The following is a 17612-nucleotide window of genomic DNA, read 5'->3' on the forward strand; positions in this document are numbered from 1 at the left end:
AGGTTTGGTGAGATCGGAGCGGCCTAACCGGGCATAAGCCCATGCCTTGGCCGCATCCTTCAGTTTCCCAATCGTGCCTGATCTTCGGAAATTGCCTCGCGGTAGGCTCTGATGACGGCGGCTTTGATGCGCTCAATCGAGAACGCATATTCAATGTTTGCTTCTGTTGCCGGCCACGGCTTGTCATCCGGGCCCAACAGGTCATCACGCCAACCACGAAATACTTCTTTCACGGCCTTCAGGTCGTGATCGGTCAATTCTTCGGCCAATGACTTGCTGTCTTTGTTTTCGGCGTCCGCCATAAAGCGATCGACAATCAGACGGCGCTCATCGTCGCGGGCCTTTGCCTTTTCCGGTTCAATGATTGCAAACACACCGGTGAAGGTGTGTTCAACCAGCTTGCCGGGATTGTCCTGGTCGGGCTCGCGGACCTTTACAGGCCATGGAAACACGAGTTCGGTCGAGAGCTTGAAAGCCATTTGAAGGCCCTTTCAATGGGAGGTTACTTCACCGTGATGGTGATTTCGTCGTTGCCGGCAGAGGTCGGCTTGCAGAACAGCGGGATCGTGTTGTTACGAATGCGCTGTGTTTCGCCGTAGGTGATGCGGCCGAGCTGGACAGTTGGACCGTCGATCTGCACGATGTTGCCAGCAACGGTGCCCTGTTGCGCCACCAACGCACCAACCTGATGCTCGCGCATTGCCTGCAACCAGTTCTTGTCTGCCAGATGCACCGCCTCGAAGATGGCGCTGCCCGTAACCTGTCTGTCGGTTTGCTCGATCGATTCGGCGTTGATGAGCATTCTTGGCTCGACCTGATTGCCGAAATCGAGAGTGAGCCCTTCACATGCGCCAGCCCAGCCATGCAGCGAAACTGAGGTCCACAGCTTGTTGACGGGAACGGGAGTGATAAATCCTGCGGTCGTGAGTGCCGGTAGAGGAATGTCGGCAATCGTGCCCACTAGGCCAGTCATTGTGAAACGATAGCGAGGGATTTGCCCTGGCGTCAGCGAGAGCGTCACGGTACCGCGAGCGCCGACCAGAATGTGGTTCACACCGTCGTCATTGAAGTAGATCGAGCAGCTTTCAAAATTGCGCGACACGGGTGTGTATTTCACATCTGTGTCGGCCGTGATGACTTCCTGCATGCCACATGAACGGAACATCGGCCCGTAAGCCGGTGCTGTACCTGGTTCACCAGAACCGGCAATCTCGATCGAGCCGGTCAGCCGACCATAGTTGCCTTCAAGAATGACACCCTGATGCCCCATGTATGGAAGCACGAGGTCGCGGCTCAAGTCCTGGCCAAGGAAAGGCTCAAACTCGACATCGGTCATGAGCATCGTGTTGGCAGCACCGGTCGGAAGCGCATCTTGCCCATACACGGTTTCCATCTTGGCCATAATGACGCGGTTTCGCCAGTAACGCTTAGCCATTGCCGTTTTCCTTTTTCTTGCCCTGGGCAACTGGTTTGCGTTGCGTGACAGGGGCTTTGTCTTCGGTGCGGCTGACGAGCTTCAGGGAGCCATCGTCTTGCCGGATGTATGATCCACCCGATCCATTCATTCGCTTTGCTCCTGGTAGTAAGCGCCGGTGAACACGTCTTCGAACCAGACGACGCCGTCGAGTGCCTGCTGCAGCTCGCCCTCGACGTGCTCCAGTGGGTCGGTTGCACCAGTGGGCACGAAGCCAAGCAGCTTGCGCCGCACGTATTTTTTAAGGGCTTCGAGATCGCCAGCTGCAGCTGCGTTGTTGGTCTTGGAAAGGTTCTGTGTGGCAAAAACGATCGAGAAATCGACCGCCGTTCGCTGAAGGATGTCGTTGACGCGCTCACTTGGCGCGGATGCCTCATGTGAAACGTAGACGTAAACCGCTGGCATTGCTGTCGGCACGGTTTTGACGTCTGCGAGGTCGCCAGCACCACCGGCAATGCGGAAGGGCGTTCCTGATTCCTGAAGGCGATTGATAATGCTGTCGATCACTTCGTCGCTCCTTCAAGAAATTCGTGGCCGATCTCGACCAGGCGTGTGCGATCCTGCTCAGAAAAGCCAAGATAAGGACGCGCTGGAATGGTGATGGAATGTTCCCCGATCGTGACTTTCTTCTCGACCGAACCTTTGCGGCCGTGAGGTACAAAGCGGTACCGCTTGCGAACCTTGGCCAAAGAAACCCGCTGACTGCGGGCGTAATGAATGATCTCACCGCCGAGCTGGTGAATGCGAGCATAGACAAGATTGCTGCCCACCTCGGCCGATGTGGCGTCCGACTGGCTGACGATGCTGCGATAAAGCATCGTGCTGACACGCAGGATGTTCTTACTGCCACGAACTTTGCCGCGCACCTTCTTCATTGTGGTGCGTCGGGCAAGCGGCTGCCACTTCGATCCATCTGGGCCGGTTTCTGTTTCGAAACGGCGCTGTGTCGAAAAGAGAAGGTAGGCCGCGAAAGCAGAAGTCAGTTCGGCCGGGTTGGCCAGGGCAATTCCGATGCGGGAAATGATCGGCGCCAGTTCATCGTCAAGGCGGATAGCAACACCGGGCATCAGTAATGCCTCAAACTGTCACGGGTGAACACACGGTCAGGTGCCGTTGCCTGAACGGAACCACCGCCTGCAGCTGCTGGAACTTCACCGCCGTCGGTCAGCTCGACTGTGCCGCGTGCAACGTCGCGCAGGAATGCGACCGCTTCGTTGTAGGCGCGGGTTACAGCGCTGTCCTTGTCGGCCGACTTGCCGTGAAGGTAATAGCGGGCGATGTCGGCAATGTTTTTGGTGAGGACTGGCGGCACCACATTAAGCGGCAACGCCATCACCTTTTTCAGGTAGCCATCCGCGAAGGCTGAAGCATCGGTCAGCGCACGGGTGACAACAACATCATCAATCGTGGATACAGGGATGTTGACGCGGTCGGTGAGCTGGATCAGCTCCTGCTCACCGAAACGTTCAACCAAATCCTGTTGCGTGGCGTAGGTCATCACAGATACTCGACCGTGATGGAAGGGTCATCGACAAAGGCTTCGACCTGTTCAACCGTCAGTTCGCCAGCCTCAAAAGTCTGCCATGATTTTGAGTGTTCAACGCCAGCGCGCCGGAAACCATCGCGATTGGCTTTGACCCGAACAGCGCCTGACACGGGCTGCTTCAGTGCTTCTGCAAAACTTTCGGCACCGCTGGCATCTTCGACCAGGTGAACGCGTGCCGCAATGTCTGCCAGCTGCATGTCATGCATTGCGGCAACGTTTGCCAGACGCTTACCGATGTCTGCGAATACAAGGAGCTCATCAACGCTGCTGGCACCAGTCAGTTCGAGAATTTCATTGACAGTGAATTCAGGCAGGCCGGAACCGGCATTCGCGCCGGCTCCTTCCGCCACGCCCTGGGAGGCATCCAAAATTGTCCCGGAAGTCGATGCTTCCACTACCGGGGTTGGCGTTTGGTTCTTTGCCTCGGTCGGAATGACCTCGGTTGGAGCAAAATTCGCCTGCGGTTGAACAGGATTGGCGGGAGCTTCACCTGCAGCATCGCCGCCGCTCTGGGGAGTATTTTGGGAATTGGTCCCGTCAGGAACGCTCGAACCTGACGGGCTGGATGTTGCCGATGTGGTTGCGGCAACATCCTCCTGCACACCTGTCGTCGTCTCGACGGAGGCTGCGGTGGAACTGGATTTCTGGTTGCGTGTCTTGCGGGTAGACATGAAGACATCCTTCTAAAGGGCTTTGCGAAAGCGGCTGGGGAAGCGGTTTTCAAAAAGCCCTCCCGGTTAAGGGAGGGAGGTGTGCTACCTGACCAGGAGGATCAGGCCAGCCAGGGAACGACCAGAACTTCAGCGGTGTTGTACCATTCGTTGGTGCCGCCATTGGTTTTCAGGCTGTTGCCGACGATGCGACGTGCAGCGCCTTCGAGGTTCGGTGGAACGACCAGCAGTTTGGGCTGAATTGCCAATGGGCGGCCGTAATCACCCTTCATCGTGGACAGGCCAACGCGAGCCGCTTCGTAATGCGCTTCGTCAAGCGTCTGCTTTGAACCCCACGCCATCTGCCAGAAACCGAAACCTACTGCGCAACGACCATCGAGGCCGTAACGGAATTCTTTCTTGGTGAAGACCGCTTCGTCGGTTTCCTGATCCATACGGATAAGGTTGGTGAACTTCTTGCGTTCCTGGAAGATCAGAGGCTTCAATGCACGTGACGTGTCGAGCAGGAACCAGGGCGTACCGTTGCCACCATCGGTATTGGCGACGGAAGTGACATTGCCCTTTTCATCGAGAACCGGGTGATCGGTGTCGAAGAAATACTGCTTGTCGTAGCACTCGGTGGTAAAACCAGCCTTCAGCAACGACCAGATCAGAGTGTCAGGGAAGGTAACGGCGGTCTGGCCGAAATCACGGAACATCGGCGCATAGATGCCGAGATTGTCATCCTCGATATCGTTACGATCAACGGCGATGGTGTTTTCGTAGTCTTTGTTTTTCAGGCTGTAACCGTGATTGGCGAGACCGTTGACGACACGGTCACCGATCCACTCACGGAAGCCTGGGAACTTTCCAAGCCAGCCATATTCCTGAGAGGCAGTCGATGACGGTACTGTCGTCGCGATGCGGCCGTACATGCTGGCGGCTTCGCCAATGCCCGCCTGAAAGGCAGCATTGAAGCCGACGTATGCGGAGTTAAGATTAGCGTTGTTGACTTGCATGGATCACCTTCAGGAGAACTTGACCCACACGCCCTGGTCATCGACATCGAAAATCTTGCCGACTACAGAACGGGTGTTGGTTGCGGATGTCTTGGCGACGGTCTGGTCATCGACGCCGTAAGCGTCGGAACCAATGTCGGCGAGAGTGATGGCATCGGCAGCTGTCGAATTGCCGTAACGGAAAATCCCGGCACGGATTTTGACGCGCTGTGCACCGGCTGCCCCGCCGGTATTAGTGACGCGCTTTTCAACGCGGCCGGCGCCCTTGAGGTTGGTTGCCGCCGTGACAGGGACGGCAAAGCCAGAAGCATTGATGGCGGCCATAGCGCCAGCAAACAGAATTACGTTCGCTGCTACGCCTGGCTCGCGGGTGTCACCGGATCGTTCCGGTGTGTTTCGATCCTGTGAAAGAGCCGTCATGCTTCACCACCTTTCTTGGATGCGACCATCTGTTCCTTGGAAAGGCCCATCTGCCGCATCACTGCTGTTTCAGCCTCGCTGAGCTCTTCCGAGACCGTGCCGGGAGGGTTTGCGCTTGCCGCGCGCTGCGCAGAGGTCAGCACAGGGGATTTGCCGATGAACTCCGCAAACTTTGCCGGATCAGCGCGATGCATGCTCAAGCCCCAGTCCTTCAGGGCCGGTGCCAGCTTGCCGTCCTTGATCGCGGTGGCGACGGCTTCCTCAGCCTTATCAGTGGCGATCGTGGCCTTCATCTCGGTGACTTCGGTCTGAAGCGCCACGACCTGGGCGATCGGCACGAACTTGGTCGGATCAGGCGCGGTTGAGGAATGTGCCGAGGCGAGAACGCTCACGATTTCTTCAACGCTGGCGTTTTCAGCCTTGCCGGCCGCTACTGCGATCTTCTTGCGATCCGCAAATGCAGACTGCACCGCGATGGCGATAGCTTCGGACTTGGCGTCCTTCGTAAGACCTGCTGCGAGGGCAAGCGCCGTCGAGCTGGTGAGCAGCGAATTGATGGCGACAAGCACATCATCCTCGCTGCCGCCCTCGGTCAGACCGAGAGCAGCAAGGATACGTTTCATAGGTACCTCTGTTGGGGTTTGGACTGCAGAAAAAATGGAGTGTGCAGAGACCTCGAACAGATCGAGGTTCGGAACATTGGTCAGGGCAACGGTCTGCAGGGCGAGAACGTCACCCGCCTTAGTGTGGAAATAGACCGGGGAAATGTAGCGATACTCTTTGGCCTTGATCGCTGAAGCTGCTGTGGCGGTCCATTCAACACGGCCATAAAGCCCGTCTGGACGTGCCTCGACATCCTTGATCCAACCAGCTGCAGGAGCTGGCTTGCCATTCTCAAGGGCATTGCGGCTCTGGTGCTCGTAATCAACCAGGATGTCAGTGGTGCCGGCGTAACGACGTGTTGTGTCGGCAATACGCTGAAGCGATGTCAGGTCGCCGGCATTGTATGGACCGCGACCGTCGCGACCGGAAAATGTTCCAGCCGGGATCAGCATAATCCAGATATCGTCTGCAGCAGAAGCGGAGAGCTCAGTGGTATGAGCCGTCAGCAGCGATGAGCCAAGGATGGAAGCGAGAGCGTTTTTCATGCCGCCATCTAAGGGCGACAACAGGGTCTCGTCAGGATCGTGAAATTACCACCCCATAGATCACTCTGGGGCTAATCATGGATAAACCGTCACGATACATGGAGCAATAGAAAGCGGATCAAATTTTGAAGGCGCTTCAAAGGCCACTGGCGCGCTTTCTTTCAAATTACGACCAATGGCGCACCCCGACCTCACAATGCGCGTCTGTGGCCGTTTATTTCAACCGACATTCCGAGCCACTCTATCGACGGTCGAACAAAATCGAGATGCCTGTTTTCTGCAGCAATGTTTCGGTCTGAGCATCTTCGGTGAAACGGTAGTTAGAGAGGAAGGCAAACTTATTGGTTCTCCCTGCAGACACCACTGCCTGGAGCCATCTGCCGTTGGTGAGCCTGGATAAAAGAATGACTGTGTCCCCATCGACCAGGGCAAGTGTTGCCCTTGATGGAAGTGAGCCCAGCAACCTGTAATCTTCCACCGCCATGTCAGGCTGAGCCTGTATCTGCGATTTCATTGTCTCTGCAGATAAAAGCGCCACGCCCGGCTCCATACGCAATGCAGCCGCTATTTCATCTCTGACCGGCATCACTGGCATCGATCCTTGCGGATCTCGAACAAACCGTTCGAATGCCGAGCTCGACAACCTTTCGTCGATTGCAGCGCTGGCAAACTCAGATGGCGCGACCGCGACCTTGTCGGCGATGGCCTGGTTGACGCGGGCCTCATATCCAGCACGACCAGGATTGTATGCCCAACCAGGATCAATGCCATCGGGAACCCGCGTCACTTCACCAGTGCGTCGGTTGACGAAGTTCTTCCAGGTATCTTCTGGTGGCTCGAAAACCAGTTTCACGCCATCGCGGATCATGTTGTCGATGTCACGCTGAGACAGGCTTTGCATCGTGCACCGGCAACCCCAACCACATGGTGTCGCCCAAAGGTTCCAGTAAGGATGGTCGATCGGTAGGACAAGGTTATGCCGAGCGGCGTGTGTCGGCCGGGTGCGATCATCCTCTATGGCGACATAACGAAGATACGGGCGTGTTCGTCTGTTGGCTTCAAAGCCCGCCCAGGCACCTGCAGCATGAGACACCCGCATGTTTGCATCAAAGATAGTTTGAAGCCGACGCGCACTGCCGAGTTGTGCCGGCACCATCTCACCTGAAGCCGGATCAATCATGGTCTTGCGGCCCCACCATCCTTTTTCCTCCAGGACAGGACGCAGGCGTTTGGCAAACTGTTCGGGTGTTTGACCTTCCTTCAAGGCCTTTTCAAAGGCCGTGTAAATGTCGGTCAAAACATCAAAACCGGCCGACTTGGCGACCGTGAACATTGTTGCATGTTCTTCCTGCCACACATCGAGATACGAGAACGTTCCTCGCAGGTCATTATGACGGGCTTCGAAAGCGGCAATCGCCTCGACCGGTGGCAGCGCTTCAATCACAACTGCCATGCCTATTCCTCATCAGCCAAACGGTCGCCACCCATGCCGGCAAGCCTTGCCGAGAATGTTGCCCTGGCGAGCATGTCAGTCATGGCGCTGACATTCATGTTTCGGAACTGATCGGCCAGAATGGTGCGAACATCGCCAAGCGTCTGGGCTGCAGCGATCTTTTCTTCCAGTCCTGCGACGATCGGCGCGACCAGCGGCTCCCAACCTTCGTCATCAAGAATACGATCGATACTGTCGTCGATGGCGTCTTTGTTGGTGCCGGCACCTGTGCGATGGGCGCTGACCCTTGGCGGTTCTGGCTTGGTGAAAGGTTTTGCGTCGTCTTCAGGAGCGGTTACCGATTTGCTTGCGGGGCGCAGCAGTTCTTCGTCCTTATCAGGGTCTTCAATGCCAAGCTTGTCGCGGACCTCGGACATACCGACCTTGCCACCGAGGTTTACGAAGCTGGTGACGTTCTTCATGTACTTTTCGAGATCAACGGATTCCGGCCGACCAATCCTGATTTTTGGATAGGCCTTTTGCGGACCCTTGTTCAGATCGATGTAAGGACGCACAAAGTCACGATTGAGCGTTGCCGCTGCCTGCTTGGCGTCGGACCGCTCGATGTCGGCTTTTACACCATCATGGACTTTGCCGACTGCATAGCCGCCAGCAATGGCATCGGTTGTGCCGGTCTGACCGAGAACGACCTTGGATGTCTGCCTGTCCAAAAACTCGGCGCGTTTTTCATACAGCTCGTGGGAACCGGAAATGTCGGCCTTGATGAACTCGACCGCCATTGAGGCCGGAACGATCGCGGAATAGTCGACACCGATATTGGCAACCGCCTGCAGGAGAACTTCCTTGTCCTTATCGCTGGCACCTTCACCCCATTTTCCAAGTCGAAGCGGCTGACCATAAGCCTCACAAAAGATCGCCCAATCCTTCATGGTGAAGCTCTTGAACAGGAACGTCCAGCAAACCGCACGGGCGATGCCGCCTCGGATCGGCAATCCTGATTTCACCTTAGCCTGGTGATAAATCCACTTGTACGGTGCCAACGTGACATCACCATCACCATCGCGCAGCAGTGGTGTTTCGCCGTCAATGTCAGCGAAACGGAACCAACGCGGATCCCGCCATTTGAGAGCTGATGGCTGCCATTGGCTTTCTGATGTTTCCCATATGATTTCGGTGCAGGAGAAACCTTTGCCGATGGCATCAAGAATATCCACCAATTCGCTTTCGAACGCATCTCGCTCGATGAATGCCCTGATCATGTCAGCGTTTTCGACATCGGCCGCATCATCACTAGCCGACTCGACGGCGATCTCCAGTCCTGCGACCTGAAGCTTACGAGCTGCAAGTACGCCGGCGTAATGCAGGTCGCGCTCCTCCATGTCTTCAGCCAACTCCAGATAGGCCTGCGGGTCGCCCTGGACAGAAGTGCGTAGAAGACGTGCAAGCTTGCCCGGTGTCAGCCCGGTTGCCTGATGGTCGATGTTCGGCCGACGCACGCCGGTCATGGTGGGAGCGGCCTGCTCTTTTTTCAGGAGGGCTGAAGAAACGGGATTGCCCCATTGGTCGATGATCTTGGCCATCAATGTAATCCTCTCGATCGACGCATGGACGAAAGGCGGTAAGGTGCGCCATCATCCCGATCGGTGTTTGGGGTGTCGAATTTCGTGGGAGCTTTCTGCACAGCGACATAACCGTATTCGTGCCACTGCATGCGGCTCGCGAAATATGCCAGGGCAAGAGCGATGGCGTAGTCGCCGTGTCGCTTTTTACCGGTTTCGCCAACACGCACTGGAGGCACCGTTGGAATGCCGCGAATGACCTTCACCAGGCGAAGGTCAGAAAGATGGTTGTCGTTCTTCGAAATGGCGATCGAGTTGTCTTCGAATGCCGTTTTCAAAGGCGGCATATTGATGCGGTACCAGTCCTGGGAAAACTTAATCGCCCATACGAGGCCACTTCCTTGCTCGTTTTCTCTGAGCCCGAATATTCGACCCATGTCTTCTGCGACAGTCCAACCCATGCCTGTGGCGTCAAAGGCAGCTCCAACTAACCGAGGTGCCGCCTGCAGGATCATTTTCACGATCTGCTTTTGCTCATCACCTGGCACACCGCGCATCTCGACCGTCAGCGCGGTCTCGCGTCGCAGGTTTTTGCTCAACGCAAGTAATGTGGCAACAGACAAGTCAGCGACACGGGCAAAGTCGAATCCGAACGCATACAACAATTCTGGATCGAGCAGCTGCAACGCACTCGCCAGTTCAGCGAGGAACGGTGTTACCAGCACTTTTTGCTCAAGCTTAGGACGCTGCAGGAAGTCTGGCGGAAGTTCCAGTGTTAGAACCGGAGCATCCGATGTCATGCGGGCTTCGATCAGTGGAGCTGCAAGCCAAGTGCCGCTGCCCATCGTTGGAATGCAGAACAATTCCTCATCTGCGCCGTCACCGTAAAATTTGATAATGTCTTCGCGCCAATCGGCTTCAGCTTCAGGCGTCCACGCCTTGCCTGTTACAAGGCAAATGCGCTCGTAAAGACCAGCCTCTAGGGCTTGGTCAAAATCGATCCGCATGTGTTTGTATGCTGATCGGCCGGAGAGAATGTCCTGTATTTGGACGTTGAATTCATTTTCAACGCCGTTGTGGGTCGAGCAAACGACGACCTGTCCACCCCACATCAGGAACGCAAGTGCAGCCTTCAGGAGTTCTTTAAGACTGTCGACAAAGGCCGCTTCGTCAATCATGACGACGCCCTGTTTACCGCGGAGTGAGCGTGGTGCAGATGACAGACCGATCACTTCGAAACCAGATGCAAATTTGATCCGGAATGCCTGGATAGAACGTTCGCCTTCCTTGTCGCTGTCATCGAAAAGGAATTCTTCCATTTCGAGGGCAGCCTGATTGTACGCTCTTGACCACATCGCACAGGCGTCAATGAACTCGCGTGTCATTTCCTGCGAATAGGAAATATACATCACGTCCATGCCGCCAGCTTCGCGAGAGCGCGCTGCGCGCAGAACAGCGTAGGAAGCAAAGCCCCATGTCAGGCCGATACGACGTGATTTCTCGATAAAGAGAACACGGCATGCAGTGCTTTCCAGCTGTGCGATGGTGTTTGCCTGATAAGACAAAAGCGCCTTGCGGGCCTCAATCTTGTCCAGGACGGCATCTGTGGAAAGCCTACGTGCTTCGGCCCACTGCTCCTTGGAGATAGGTCCGGTCATTTCGATACGCCCAAAATCTGGTCAAGGATTTGATCAGCACTTTCAGCGGAAATGCCTCGCGCCTTCGCGACGGTTTTGACTGCTTCCTTGGCCTTGGCTGCAAATTCCTCTTCGACCTTCTGGCGTCGGTTCGTTGACACACCTTGCGCACGGGTGGCTGAGTATAGCGCGTCAGCGAGTGACTTCGCTGCACTCGGCTTAAACCCGGCTTCGCCACCAGCTGTAACAAGTTCGAACACAAGTGTCTTGATTGCTTCAGATGCGATCAGGGTCAGATCGTCAGAAGCGGCAGCATCGAACTTCGACGCAAGTGTGCTGGCGATCTCGCGTGTCTGGTTGAGGCGTTGCGTCAGCGTTGCAAGGCGGATCGAATAACGATTGAAAGCCGAGAAGGAAGGGATCGTAAAATCCAGCTCGCCACGATACTCCTGATGCAGAGCATTCATCTTCTCGTAGAATTCATCATAGATTTCGGTCTGAGTGCGCTCACGCTTCTGCAATTCTTCGGCTGCCCACGCAACAATCGGCGCGCATTCTTCAGGCAACAGCTCAATACCGGAAAGACGACCACGACCCATGATCACTCTCCTGGTGAAGGACGGCCGATGCCATCAATAACCGAACGTCGTGCAACATGATCAATGCCACTCCGGGTGATCGACGCAATCATGACACTGCCAGCCTCGGTGATAGTCACCGCGCCGAGCTCCTTCATCTTGAGCAACTGCGTGCGGACATACTCACGACTGCGGTTGTGTCCGAATGATAAAAGAAGCGCCGTTAAAAGCGTCTCATTCATGCGACCGTCCGGCTGTTCCGCCAGTCCACGCAACATGGTCAACCGTGCGTCCTGTGCGGAAAACTCTTCAAAGCTGACCATCAGCCTTTTCCCTCTTGTCTCAAATAATCATCAATGCGGTGGACAGTGCGCGATATGCTGCCCACTGATTCAGCCAAAGTGTTCACGTTCCCGCGCAGGTCAGACATCGCCAGTTTCAGTTCGTTGACGGTGTCTTTGTCAGGCATGTGCTTCATCTCGGCTTCGACTGCCTGGATGCGACGGTCATGGTCGATTAGCTTGGTTTCTTGCTTATCGAGCTTGGATGCGTTGGCCTTTGCGCCCGAACCGACAAACAGAACAACCGACGTGCCAACGCTGATAAGAAGCGCGATAAGACCAAGCCAGTCTTTGAGTGCAGCAAGGTCAAGCATTAGCGTTGTCTCTTTTCGTGTCTGGTTTGGCAGCTGATGCAACGAGTAGCGGAAGGCATTGCCAGCCGTCTTTCTCGGGGTATGTCGGAAGGACAATCTTCACATTGCAACGTGCCCATCTGGCGCAAAGCGCGGGATGCCTGGGCAATCTTGCTTTCACGTTCCTGTTCAGATCGTTTTGCAGCAAGATCAAAGGCTGCGTTAGAACCGAAATTCATGGTTCGTTCTCCGGTGCCGAAGCGAAATCAATAGCCGCGACAGCAGCTGCTCGACGCGCATCACAGGCCTTGATTTCGTTCCGATCCGCACCCCATTTCGGAGTGATCTCGTCAGCCCTAAGAGCCCGATCTGGCAAAACTGAAGGTGTACTCGGCACCCGTGATGATGGTGGCACTTCCGGTCGCAAATAGATGACCTGCGGCGGTGATGGTTTTTCGCTAGTGTGGGAGCAAGCGGACACGATCGCGGTCGAGACCGATAGCAGCGCCATTTGGCAGAGCCGCATTCTTTTTCTCCAAGTCAGACTTTTGTTTTTCGAGATCCGCGATGGTGGTTGCGGCGTTTGTTTCAATGCGCATGGTTTCGCGCACTTGCGCAGCTTGAGCGTTTGCGGCGTTGGCGTTCATCTTCTCGATGCGACCCGTCCAGTAGTTGTCTCTCTCCTGCTTTGCCTCCGACCGAACTTTGTCGATGAAGTCATCAACGGCCCAGATGGCAAACAATGCGATGCTGGCGGCGGCCAACATCGCGATCGCTACGATGATCAACGACGTGGACGCCTTCGTTAGCCACGCCGGGATCATGTCAGCTCTCCAGGTGGAACGGCGCCAGGGTCGGCCCGAGGGTCGTAAGGGGGAAGCGAAGGCGAAGTGTGTTCGGCAGCCGCCTCAAAATCCTTGCTGCCATAGTGACGGTGAACGCCGAGCATGCCTGCTATCAGCGCCAACAAAGATGGGATGGCGATTGTGGCCATTCCAACTGCTTCTTTTGAGCCGAACAAAGCGCCAGCGCAAAGCAGATAAACAATGCCCCAAGAGGCCCAGAACGAACCCCACAGATAACGTTTTGATGTTCCGTATGAGGGCTTCATGGCTCAGGCCTCATTCTTCGAAACGGGAACACCGTTAGCGGTAAGCTGAACACGGCCGCCAATCTGAGCTTCACCTGTTTTGGGCCAGCGGATGCCGTTTGCAACAAGGCGATTTTTCGCGATGCGGGTGATGGAAACGGCATTGTTCTGGTTGCCACCCAAAACATGATAGTGCGTGCGATCCTCACCGACGTAAAACCCAACATGGCCACCTCCATCGCGGAAGAAAACAAGAATTGCCCCAACGGAGGGTGAGCATGCGACGCCAAAGTTCGCCCAATTCTTCGCCCATAGCGGATTGCTCGGCAGTACTTCTTTGGGGAGTGTGGTGGCGATTGGGTGGGCTGCGAACAGGCCGCACCAGGGGATATCGTCATCCGTGAAAAATGATGCGACCCAGCCGCCGAGCTTTTTCGCCCAGGACATGATTACTGGGTTGGAACCGGGACCAACAACTTCCTTGACGCCGAGGTAGCGGCGCGCATCACGCATCCAGACTGGCTCAGTGCGAGCTGGCGGAACCTGAGCAATGACGTGATCGGCTGGAGTGCCGTTCCTGTTTGGGCGGACCAAACGAAGATGAGCGATAGTCTGGGCATCAGCTTGACCAGTGACTGGAATGCCCTCGGCACGTTGAAACAGTTCCAAGGCCTTGAAAACGGCGCGGCCCGGCACGCCATCCATCGCGCCAGCGTACGAGCCTGCATCACGCAGACGGCTGATAAGCCATTCGTCAAATGTTTGGGTAGTCATTAAGTGCCCCTTTGTTCCGGGGCACATTGCGTTGTTCAATGCGGATAATTCAGAATGTAAAATTACCTCCCGAGCCGATGGCCGGGTTAATTGTTCTCTTGTTCTGCGAAGAGATTGCCCTGACCGTCGTCGACCTTGCGCCGATGCAACTGGACGGTCTTATGCGTCACGCCGAGTTGGCGTGCGATAGCATTCGTTGAATAACCTTTATCGATCATTTCGGCAATAAGCTGTGCGCGCCGCCGTTTGTCACCTGCCATGGCTGGCGGGATTTCGATCTTCTCACCGCCATAGCTTTTGCAGAGTGCAAGAGCAGGTTCCAGGCCAATGAGCTTCGGCAACCAATGATCTTCTGTCACGGTTGCCGGTATGTAGATTTTCTCGCATGCTTTCTCCCGGCCGAGGATAAGCGCCGCCCGTTCGCCTGCCACATCGGCAATGCGATTTAAAAGCGGTGTCATCCATGCTCGGTCGGGAAAAGCTGTCATCACTAGGCTTTCTTTCCAAGTTTACGAACACGTTCGCCAAACTTGTTCATGACGCGCTGCCATGCGTTGGTGGAAAGATCGCGACCCTGCACACCCGAAAGGACATTCACGTCCTTCCAGAAGTTTTGGACTGAGTCGGCATGGACAGTGCCGCCAAGTTTGATCCACTGTGCCCAGGCGATCTGGAAGCCAACTGCCTTGGCATAATCTGGCGTCAGCTTGTCGGTGTTCCAGTTCACGCCACCATCGCGGGCTATCCACTTCTTCAGCGCCTCGATCGCGGCCTTGGCGTCACCGGGCTTATGGACAAACCGCAGTGCGTCAACTTTGGTCTGCCCCATGACAAACGCTTCCAGCGCCGCGTCTGTGCGGTCGCGGATTACGCCAAGGTTATGACCTGCGATCCAGAGCGCCTGCAATTTGGCGCGGTACCGGCCGCCAGTGCGAGGGCTTTGATTGTCGCTTGCAGGTGCCTTTGAAGCACCTTCAAAGCCTTCATTGCGAAACACGGTGATAACCTTCTGGCGTTCGGCCTCGGACATATCGCGGGTCGAGGTCTTGCCAGTGATGTTCTGGAGCTTGGCGCGGTATGTCTCGTCATCCAGGCCGAATTGCTTCTGTGCGATTTTGATAACTGCTGTTGAGGATGCCATTATGCGGACTTCCTTTTTTGCTGGTTCGGGCGGCGGCTGTCGGCCCATTTGTGGAAAGCTTTGGTTTGGCAACGGCTGCATGGTCGCTGGTGTCCGTCGATATCTTCGACTTCACCGACATCATCGCAGCACGGGCAGGGCTTAGATTTCTCCATCGTCATGCTCCAGCTCGGCCGTGGTGACTGTGGTGTAGAACACAGGTACGAAGATGCGGACGTAAACCAGGGGAACGGTCCAGCCTTTTGCCTGGGCTTTCGCCCAGGCCTGATCACGGGTTCTTTTCACGCGGTATCGGGCTGCGATCGCTTCAGACCTGGTGTCTCGAAACGTCTTTGACTGAAGCTTCCCGGCAGGAGAGCACAGCGCATAACCCTTGGTGAAAACAGTGGGGTTCTGATGATTGACCGTCACTTATCGCCACCATCATCAAGAATGGCGTCGATCATGTTGTCATCGACTGCGGTTTCGATGAGCAGCCGCGCAAGGTGGCTTACGGACATGTCGCGTTTTGCAGCATGCGGGCCGAGCAACCGATGAACGTCGGCTGTCAGCAAGACAGCACGGCCATGATCTTTTGTTGGAGCGTCTGACCGTTTGTTCATGGACCGGGCGTGTGACGCCTCAAGTGCCGAAACTTGTGATGCCGTGATCAGCAGACGCCGTGCAATGATAGCTGTCGAAAGACCTTGCTTACGCAGAGCGATGACAGCGTCAGTGCGGGACGGATAACCGAGGGCTGGTTTTCTAGCTCCCATCACGCACCTGCGCTTTCTGCTGCAGCAGCAAACTCGGTGCCGAGGCGATGACGCATGGCATCCATATATATTTCGTCAAACTCGATGGCCTGAAGAACTGCCATGGCAATAGCTTCAGACGAGCCACCGCCACTGGCGAACCGCTGGCAAGCTCTCTGAAATGTCCGATCATCGACGGCAGTGTCCAAGATGGCTCGGAAGTTCTTCATGCCGCAACCTCGTAGTGTGAGCTATCCAAAACGCACGATTTGTGTGAAATCGAGCGTCGTGCAACGATCAGGAGATTGGAAGATTGAGACGAGACCATAAAAACAAAATCTTGATCTTGTTTTTGATCATAGCGGCTCTGACGATTTTGCTTTCCACTATGTTTGGCGAGCCCAGGAAGGTTGACGGCGAAACGGGTGGTGGTTTCCTGCGAAACTTCGTTTTCGATTTCCAGACGCTGTTCACCGGTATTCTGGCGGTTGGGGCCGCCACGTGGACCGTACTCACTATGGATCGAACGGATGCCCGAAGCGAGAAACGCCATCGCGAACTCGTAGCTATTTCTATGAGAGGAGAGTTCCGCGCACTTGAACGCGCCATGAATCCACAGCGCGAAGAACTTGAGCTCGTTCTCCAGAGAATATCGAACGGCGATACTAAATTCGACGCCCAAATGACTAGTTGGGACTGGATGAGGCGTGCTTCCGCTGAGTACTTCTACGATATCTTGCAAATGCGAGATATCCTCAAGCGTCCACAAATTGTCGAGGGAGCTATCTATTTCGACGGCACCCTCTCCAGCACGTACATTGATTGCCTGCATCTGCTGGAAAAAATTGAAAATGACATGCGGAGTCACCGGCGCGCAATGGATTGGGTGGACGAAGGAAATCACTCTGATTTCAGTCAGTACTTTTATTGGTGGGAGGAGGACGGAGAGGAAATTGTCGCTCGTGCACGTGGTCTTTTCCAAAAGATTACGCCGCTCATCGCCAACTTGCATCGAGTGGACGAAGAAACGAAGCGGCTGCAGAAAAAGTACCGAATTGATTGATTGCTGGGCCATGATCACGCCTTCGCCAGATCAATGGTGATGGCCTGCCAGCCGTCTTCATGGCTTGCGCGCTGGTAAAACCGCACATATTCCTTGGAGCCCGTGACGCGGATCGCGTCGCGGATGGCTTCCATGGCACTGTTCCAGCGGGGATCATCAATCTCCAGCTTCAAAAGCATGTAGACATCGGCGCGGTTCACCTGACCTTCCTTTTCGGTGTTGAAGGCGCGGGTGACGATCGACTGAATTTCAGGGCGGCTGTCGGCGCTCCATTCAACCAGGCACTGGTCAATCAGGGCTTTGGCAATCTGAAGCTCAGGGCCAAAGGTGATCAGATCAGCAACCTGCACCTGAATTTTCATCAGGCCGTCATAGGTCTGATACGTCCGGTTTCCCTTCTGGCCACCAATGGTGACACCATACTTTTCGCCAAGCAGGCTATCGAGCGCCGAAAGGTCTGCAGCAGTGTGGCCGCGAAAGCGGGAAAGCTGCGCGTTGAGATCCAGCGCATACTCAATGCACTTGCGAACGGTCTGGTCTTCGAGCTTGTACTGGTCTTTCACGTTGGCAGCAGGATCAAGGCCACCTTTGGCGTTGAGCATGAAATCACGGCCGTTGACGACGGTGATACCTGGCTTGGCTTCTTCGAGAATTACGGCTTGCATTTTCAGTCCTCGTGTTTTGGGAAAAGG

General features: G+C 55.5%; 27 protein-coding genes. 1 reads left to right on the top strand and 26 read right to left on the bottom strand.

The genetic code is table 11. The features are described 5' to 3' along the window. Positions 1 to 59: 59 nt before the first annotated feature. From ACZ5FM_RS14380 to ACZ5FM_RS14500, 25 genes are all read right to left on the bottom strand, one after another. Positions 60 to 479: a hypothetical protein gene (locus ACZ5FM_RS14380; RefSeq protein WP_464039037.1), complete on the bottom strand. Its 420-nt coding sequence runs from the start codon at positions 477 to 479 to the stop codon at positions 60 to 62. A 23-nt stretch (positions 480 to 502) separates the two neighbouring features. After that, positions 503 to 1435: a phage tail tube protein gene (locus tag ACZ5FM_RS14385; RefSeq protein WP_464039039.1), complete on the bottom strand. Its 933-nt coding sequence runs from the start codon at positions 1433 to 1435 to the stop codon at positions 503 to 505. Continuing rightward, entirely contained in the window at positions 1428 to 1565 is a 138-nt protein-coding gene (locus ACZ5FM_RS14390) for a hypothetical protein (protein WP_464039040.1), read from the bottom strand. Before ACZ5FM_RS14390 ends, ACZ5FM_RS14385 begins: the two co-directional genes overlap by 8 nt. Next, complete coding sequence (locus ACZ5FM_RS14395) at positions 1562 to 1981, bottom strand: phage tail terminator protein (protein WP_464039041.1); 420 nt, start codon at positions 1979 to 1981, stop codon at positions 1562 to 1564. The genes ACZ5FM_RS14390 and ACZ5FM_RS14395 overlap by 4 nt, the downstream gene beginning before the upstream one ends. Further along, the gene (locus ACZ5FM_RS14400) at positions 1978 to 2541 is read right to left on the bottom strand and encodes a phage virion morphogenesis protein (RefSeq protein WP_464039042.1); all 564 of its coding nucleotides are present in this window, start codon (positions 2539 to 2541) and stop codon (positions 1978 to 1980) included. Before ACZ5FM_RS14400 ends, ACZ5FM_RS14395 begins: the two co-directional genes overlap by 4 nt. Next, positions 2541 to 2972 carry a gp436 family protein gene (locus tag ACZ5FM_RS14405; RefSeq protein WP_464039043.1) on the bottom strand — a complete coding sequence of 144 codons (432 nt, stop codon included), beginning with the start codon at positions 2970 to 2972 and terminating at the stop codon, positions 2541 to 2543. The genes ACZ5FM_RS14400 and ACZ5FM_RS14405 overlap by 1 nt, the downstream gene beginning before the upstream one ends. Continuing rightward, entirely contained in the window at positions 2972 to 3691 is a 720-nt protein-coding gene (locus tag ACZ5FM_RS14410; RefSeq protein WP_464039044.1) for a hypothetical protein, read from the bottom strand. Before ACZ5FM_RS14410 ends, ACZ5FM_RS14405 begins: the two co-directional genes overlap by 1 nt. Before the next feature lie 101 nt (positions 3692 to 3792). After that, positions 3793 to 4689 (bottom strand): Mu-like prophage major head subunit gpT family protein, encoded by an 897-nt coding sequence (locus ACZ5FM_RS14415; protein ID WP_464039045.1) that lies wholly within the window; start codon positions 4687 to 4689, stop codon positions 3793 to 3795. A 9-nt stretch (positions 4690 to 4698) separates the two neighbouring features. Then, positions 4699 to 5109 (bottom strand): hypothetical protein, encoded by a 411-nt coding sequence (locus tag ACZ5FM_RS14420; RefSeq protein WP_464039046.1) that lies wholly within the window; start codon positions 5107 to 5109, stop codon positions 4699 to 4701. After that, entirely contained in the window at positions 5106 to 6257 is a 1152-nt protein-coding gene (locus ACZ5FM_RS14425) for a phage protease (protein WP_464039047.1), read from the bottom strand. The genes ACZ5FM_RS14420 and ACZ5FM_RS14425 overlap by 4 nt, the downstream gene beginning before the upstream one ends. Positions 6258 to 6498: 241 nt before the next feature. Next, positions 6499 to 7710, bottom strand: coding sequence for a phage head morphogenesis protein (locus tag ACZ5FM_RS14430; protein WP_464039048.1), 1212 nt, complete (start codon positions 7708 to 7710; stop codon positions 6499 to 6501). Positions 7711 to 7712: 2 nt separating this feature from the next. Further along, complete coding sequence (locus ACZ5FM_RS14435) at positions 7713 to 9290, bottom strand: DUF935 domain-containing protein (protein WP_464039049.1); 1578 nt, start codon at positions 9288 to 9290, stop codon at positions 7713 to 7715. Then, positions 9290 to 10927 carry a hypothetical protein gene (locus tag ACZ5FM_RS14440; protein WP_464039050.1) on the bottom strand — a complete coding sequence of 546 codons (1638 nt, stop codon included), beginning with the start codon at positions 10925 to 10927 and terminating at the stop codon, positions 9290 to 9292. Before ACZ5FM_RS14440 ends, ACZ5FM_RS14435 begins: the two co-directional genes overlap by 1 nt. Then, the gene (locus tag ACZ5FM_RS14445; protein WP_464039051.1) at positions 10924 to 11505 is read right to left on the bottom strand and encodes a DUF3486 family protein; all 582 of its coding nucleotides are present in this window, start codon (positions 11503 to 11505) and stop codon (positions 10924 to 10926) included. Before ACZ5FM_RS14445 ends, ACZ5FM_RS14440 begins: the two co-directional genes overlap by 4 nt. 2 nt (positions 11506 to 11507) lie before the next feature. Further along, complete coding sequence (locus ACZ5FM_RS14450) at positions 11508 to 11807, bottom strand: VpaChn25_0724 family phage protein (RefSeq protein ID WP_464039052.1); 300 nt, start codon at positions 11805 to 11807, stop codon at positions 11508 to 11510. After that, positions 11807 to 12139: a DUF2730 family protein gene (locus ACZ5FM_RS14455; RefSeq protein WP_464039053.1), complete on the bottom strand. Its 333-nt coding sequence runs from the start codon at positions 12137 to 12139 to the stop codon at positions 11807 to 11809. Before ACZ5FM_RS14455 ends, ACZ5FM_RS14450 begins: the two co-directional genes overlap by 1 nt. Beyond that, positions 12139 to 12357 carry a TraR/DksA C4-type zinc finger protein gene (locus ACZ5FM_RS14460; RefSeq protein WP_464039054.1) on the bottom strand — a complete coding sequence of 73 codons (219 nt, stop codon included), beginning with the start codon at positions 12355 to 12357 and terminating at the stop codon, positions 12139 to 12141. Before ACZ5FM_RS14460 ends, ACZ5FM_RS14455 begins: the two co-directional genes overlap by 1 nt. A 219-nt stretch (positions 12358 to 12576) precedes the next feature. Continuing rightward, positions 12577 to 12942 carry a hypothetical protein gene (locus tag ACZ5FM_RS14465; protein ID WP_464039055.1) on the bottom strand — a complete coding sequence of 122 codons (366 nt, stop codon included), beginning with the start codon at positions 12940 to 12942 and terminating at the stop codon, positions 12577 to 12579. Then, complete coding sequence (locus ACZ5FM_RS14470; protein ID WP_464039056.1) at positions 12939 to 13229, bottom strand: hypothetical protein; 291 nt, start codon at positions 13227 to 13229, stop codon at positions 12939 to 12941. Before ACZ5FM_RS14470 ends, ACZ5FM_RS14465 begins: the two co-directional genes overlap by 4 nt. Positions 13230 to 13232: 3 nt before the next feature. Further along, entirely contained in the window at positions 13233 to 13982 is a 750-nt protein-coding gene (locus tag ACZ5FM_RS14475; protein ID WP_464039057.1) for an NlpC/P60 family protein, read from the bottom strand. An 86-nt stretch (positions 13983 to 14068) separates the two neighbouring features. After that, positions 14069 to 14470: a LuxR C-terminal-related transcriptional regulator gene (locus tag ACZ5FM_RS14480; RefSeq protein ID WP_464039058.1), complete on the bottom strand. Its 402-nt coding sequence runs from the start codon at positions 14468 to 14470 to the stop codon at positions 14069 to 14071. A gap of 2 nt (positions 14471 to 14472) precedes the next feature. Further along, on the bottom strand, positions 14473 to 15123 hold the full coding sequence (locus tag ACZ5FM_RS14485) for a regulatory protein GemA (RefSeq protein WP_464039059.1): 651 nt from the start codon (positions 15121 to 15123) through the stop codon (positions 14473 to 14475). 141 nt (positions 15124 to 15264) lie between these two features. Further along, positions 15265 to 15534, bottom strand: a complete 270-nt coding sequence (locus ACZ5FM_RS14490; protein ID WP_464039060.1) for a hypothetical protein — start codon at positions 15532 to 15534, stop codon at positions 15265 to 15267. Further along, entirely contained in the window at positions 15531 to 15878 is a 348-nt protein-coding gene (locus ACZ5FM_RS14495) for a hypothetical protein (protein ID WP_464039061.1), read from the bottom strand. Before ACZ5FM_RS14495 ends, ACZ5FM_RS14490 begins: the two co-directional genes overlap by 4 nt. Further along, positions 15878 to 16087, bottom strand: a complete 210-nt coding sequence (locus ACZ5FM_RS14500; protein ID WP_464039062.1) for a hypothetical protein — start codon at positions 16085 to 16087, stop codon at positions 15878 to 15880. Before ACZ5FM_RS14500 ends, ACZ5FM_RS14495 begins: the two co-directional genes overlap by 1 nt. 83 nt (positions 16088 to 16170) lie before the next feature. On the opposite strand from ACZ5FM_RS14500, the gene ACZ5FM_RS14505 reads away from it, so the two are divergent. Further along, positions 16171 to 16920 (top strand): hypothetical protein, encoded by a 750-nt coding sequence (locus ACZ5FM_RS14505; RefSeq protein WP_464039063.1) that lies wholly within the window; start codon positions 16171 to 16173, stop codon positions 16918 to 16920. A 14-nt stretch (positions 16921 to 16934) separates the two neighbouring features. Here the strand turns inward: ACZ5FM_RS14505 and ACZ5FM_RS14510 are convergent, their stop codons facing one another. Further along, positions 16935 to 17585 carry a DUF3164 family protein gene (locus ACZ5FM_RS14510; protein WP_464039064.1) on the bottom strand — a complete coding sequence of 217 codons (651 nt, stop codon included), beginning with the start codon at positions 17583 to 17585 and terminating at the stop codon, positions 16935 to 16937. Between the last annotated feature and the right edge of the window lie 27 nt (positions 17586 to 17612).

The organism is Agrobacterium sp. 5Ca50 (assembly GCF_055381905.1).

What these genes read in the sequence shown, in the direction of transcription:
- ACZ5FM_RS14380 (WP_464039037.1), bottom strand. Translation starts at nt 479, where the DNA reads ATGGCTTTCAAGCTCTCGACCGAACTCGTGTTTCCATGGCCTGTAAAG.
- ACZ5FM_RS14385 (WP_464039039.1), bottom strand. Translation starts at nt 1,435, where the DNA reads ATGGCTAAGCGTTACTGGCGAAACCGCGTCATTATGGCCAAGATGGAA.
- ACZ5FM_RS14390 (WP_464039040.1), bottom strand. Translation starts at nt 1,565, where the DNA reads ATGAATGGATCGGGTGGATCATACATCCGGCAAGACGATGGCTCCCTG.
- ACZ5FM_RS14400 (WP_464039042.1), bottom strand. Translation starts at nt 2,541, where the DNA reads ATGCCCGGTGTTGCTATCCGCCTTGACGATGAACTGGCGCCGATCATT.
- ACZ5FM_RS14405 (WP_464039043.1), bottom strand. Translation starts at nt 2,972, where the DNA reads ATGACCTACGCCACGCAACAGGATTTGGTTGAACGTTTCGGTGAGCAG.
- ACZ5FM_RS14410 (WP_464039044.1), bottom strand. Translation starts at nt 3,691, where the DNA reads ATGTCTACCCGCAAGACACGCAACCAGAAATCCAGTTCCACCGCAGCC.
- ACZ5FM_RS14415 (WP_464039045.1), bottom strand. Translation starts at nt 4,689, where the DNA reads ATGCAAGTCAACAACGCTAATCTTAACTCCGCATACGTCGGCTTCAAT.
- ACZ5FM_RS14420 (WP_464039046.1), bottom strand. Translation starts at nt 5,109, where the DNA reads ATGACGGCTCTTTCACAGGATCGAAACACACCGGAACGATCCGGTGAC.
- ACZ5FM_RS14425 (WP_464039047.1), bottom strand. Translation starts at nt 6,257, where the DNA reads ATGAAAAACGCTCTCGCTTCCATCCTTGGCTCATCGCTGCTGACGGCT.
- ACZ5FM_RS14430 (WP_464039048.1), bottom strand. Translation starts at nt 7,710, where the DNA reads ATGGCAGTTGTGATTGAAGCGCTGCCACCGGTCGAGGCGATTGCCGCT.
- ACZ5FM_RS14435 (WP_464039049.1), bottom strand. Translation starts at nt 9,290, where the DNA reads ATGGCCAAGATCATCGACCAATGGGGCAATCCCGTTTCTTCAGCCCTC.
- ACZ5FM_RS14440 (WP_464039050.1), bottom strand. Translation starts at nt 10,927, where the DNA reads ATGACCGGACCTATCTCCAAGGAGCAGTGGGCCGAAGCACGTAGGCTT.
- ACZ5FM_RS14445 (WP_464039051.1), bottom strand. Translation starts at nt 11,505, where the DNA reads ATGGGTCGTGGTCGTCTTTCCGGTATTGAGCTGTTGCCTGAAGAATGC.
- ACZ5FM_RS14450 (WP_464039052.1), bottom strand. Translation starts at nt 11,807, where the DNA reads ATGGTCAGCTTTGAAGAGTTTTCCGCACAGGACGCACGGTTGACCATG.
- ACZ5FM_RS14455 (WP_464039053.1), bottom strand. Translation starts at nt 12,139, where the DNA reads ATGCTTGACCTTGCTGCACTCAAAGACTGGCTTGGTCTTATCGCGCTT.
- ACZ5FM_RS14460 (WP_464039054.1), bottom strand. Translation starts at nt 12,357, where the DNA reads ATGAATTTCGGTTCTAACGCAGCCTTTGATCTTGCTGCAAAACGATCT.
- ACZ5FM_RS14465 (WP_464039055.1), bottom strand. Translation starts at nt 12,942, where the DNA reads ATGATCCCGGCGTGGCTAACGAAGGCGTCCACGTCGTTGATCATCGTA.
- ACZ5FM_RS14470 (WP_464039056.1), bottom strand. Translation starts at nt 13,229, where the DNA reads ATGAAGCCCTCATACGGAACATCAAAACGTTATCTGTGGGGTTCGTTC.
- ACZ5FM_RS14475 (WP_464039057.1), bottom strand. Translation starts at nt 13,982, where the DNA reads ATGACTACCCAAACATTTGACGAATGGCTTATCAGCCGTCTGCGTGAT.
- ACZ5FM_RS14480 (WP_464039058.1), bottom strand. Translation starts at nt 14,470, where the DNA reads ATGACAGCTTTTCCCGACCGAGCATGGATGACACCGCTTTTAAATCGC.
- ACZ5FM_RS14485 (WP_464039059.1), bottom strand. Translation starts at nt 15,123, where the DNA reads ATGGCATCCTCAACAGCAGTTATCAAAATCGCACAGAAGCAATTCGGC.
- ACZ5FM_RS14495 (WP_464039061.1), bottom strand. Translation starts at nt 15,878, where the DNA reads ATGGGAGCTAGAAAACCAGCCCTCGGTTATCCGTCCCGCACTGACGCT.
- ACZ5FM_RS14500 (WP_464039062.1), bottom strand. Translation starts at nt 16,087, where the DNA reads ATGAAGAACTTCCGAGCCATCTTGGACACTGCCGTCGATGATCGGACA.
- ACZ5FM_RS14510 (WP_464039064.1), bottom strand. Translation starts at nt 17,585, where the DNA reads ATGCAAGCCGTAATTCTCGAAGAAGCCAAGCCAGGTATCACCGTCGTC.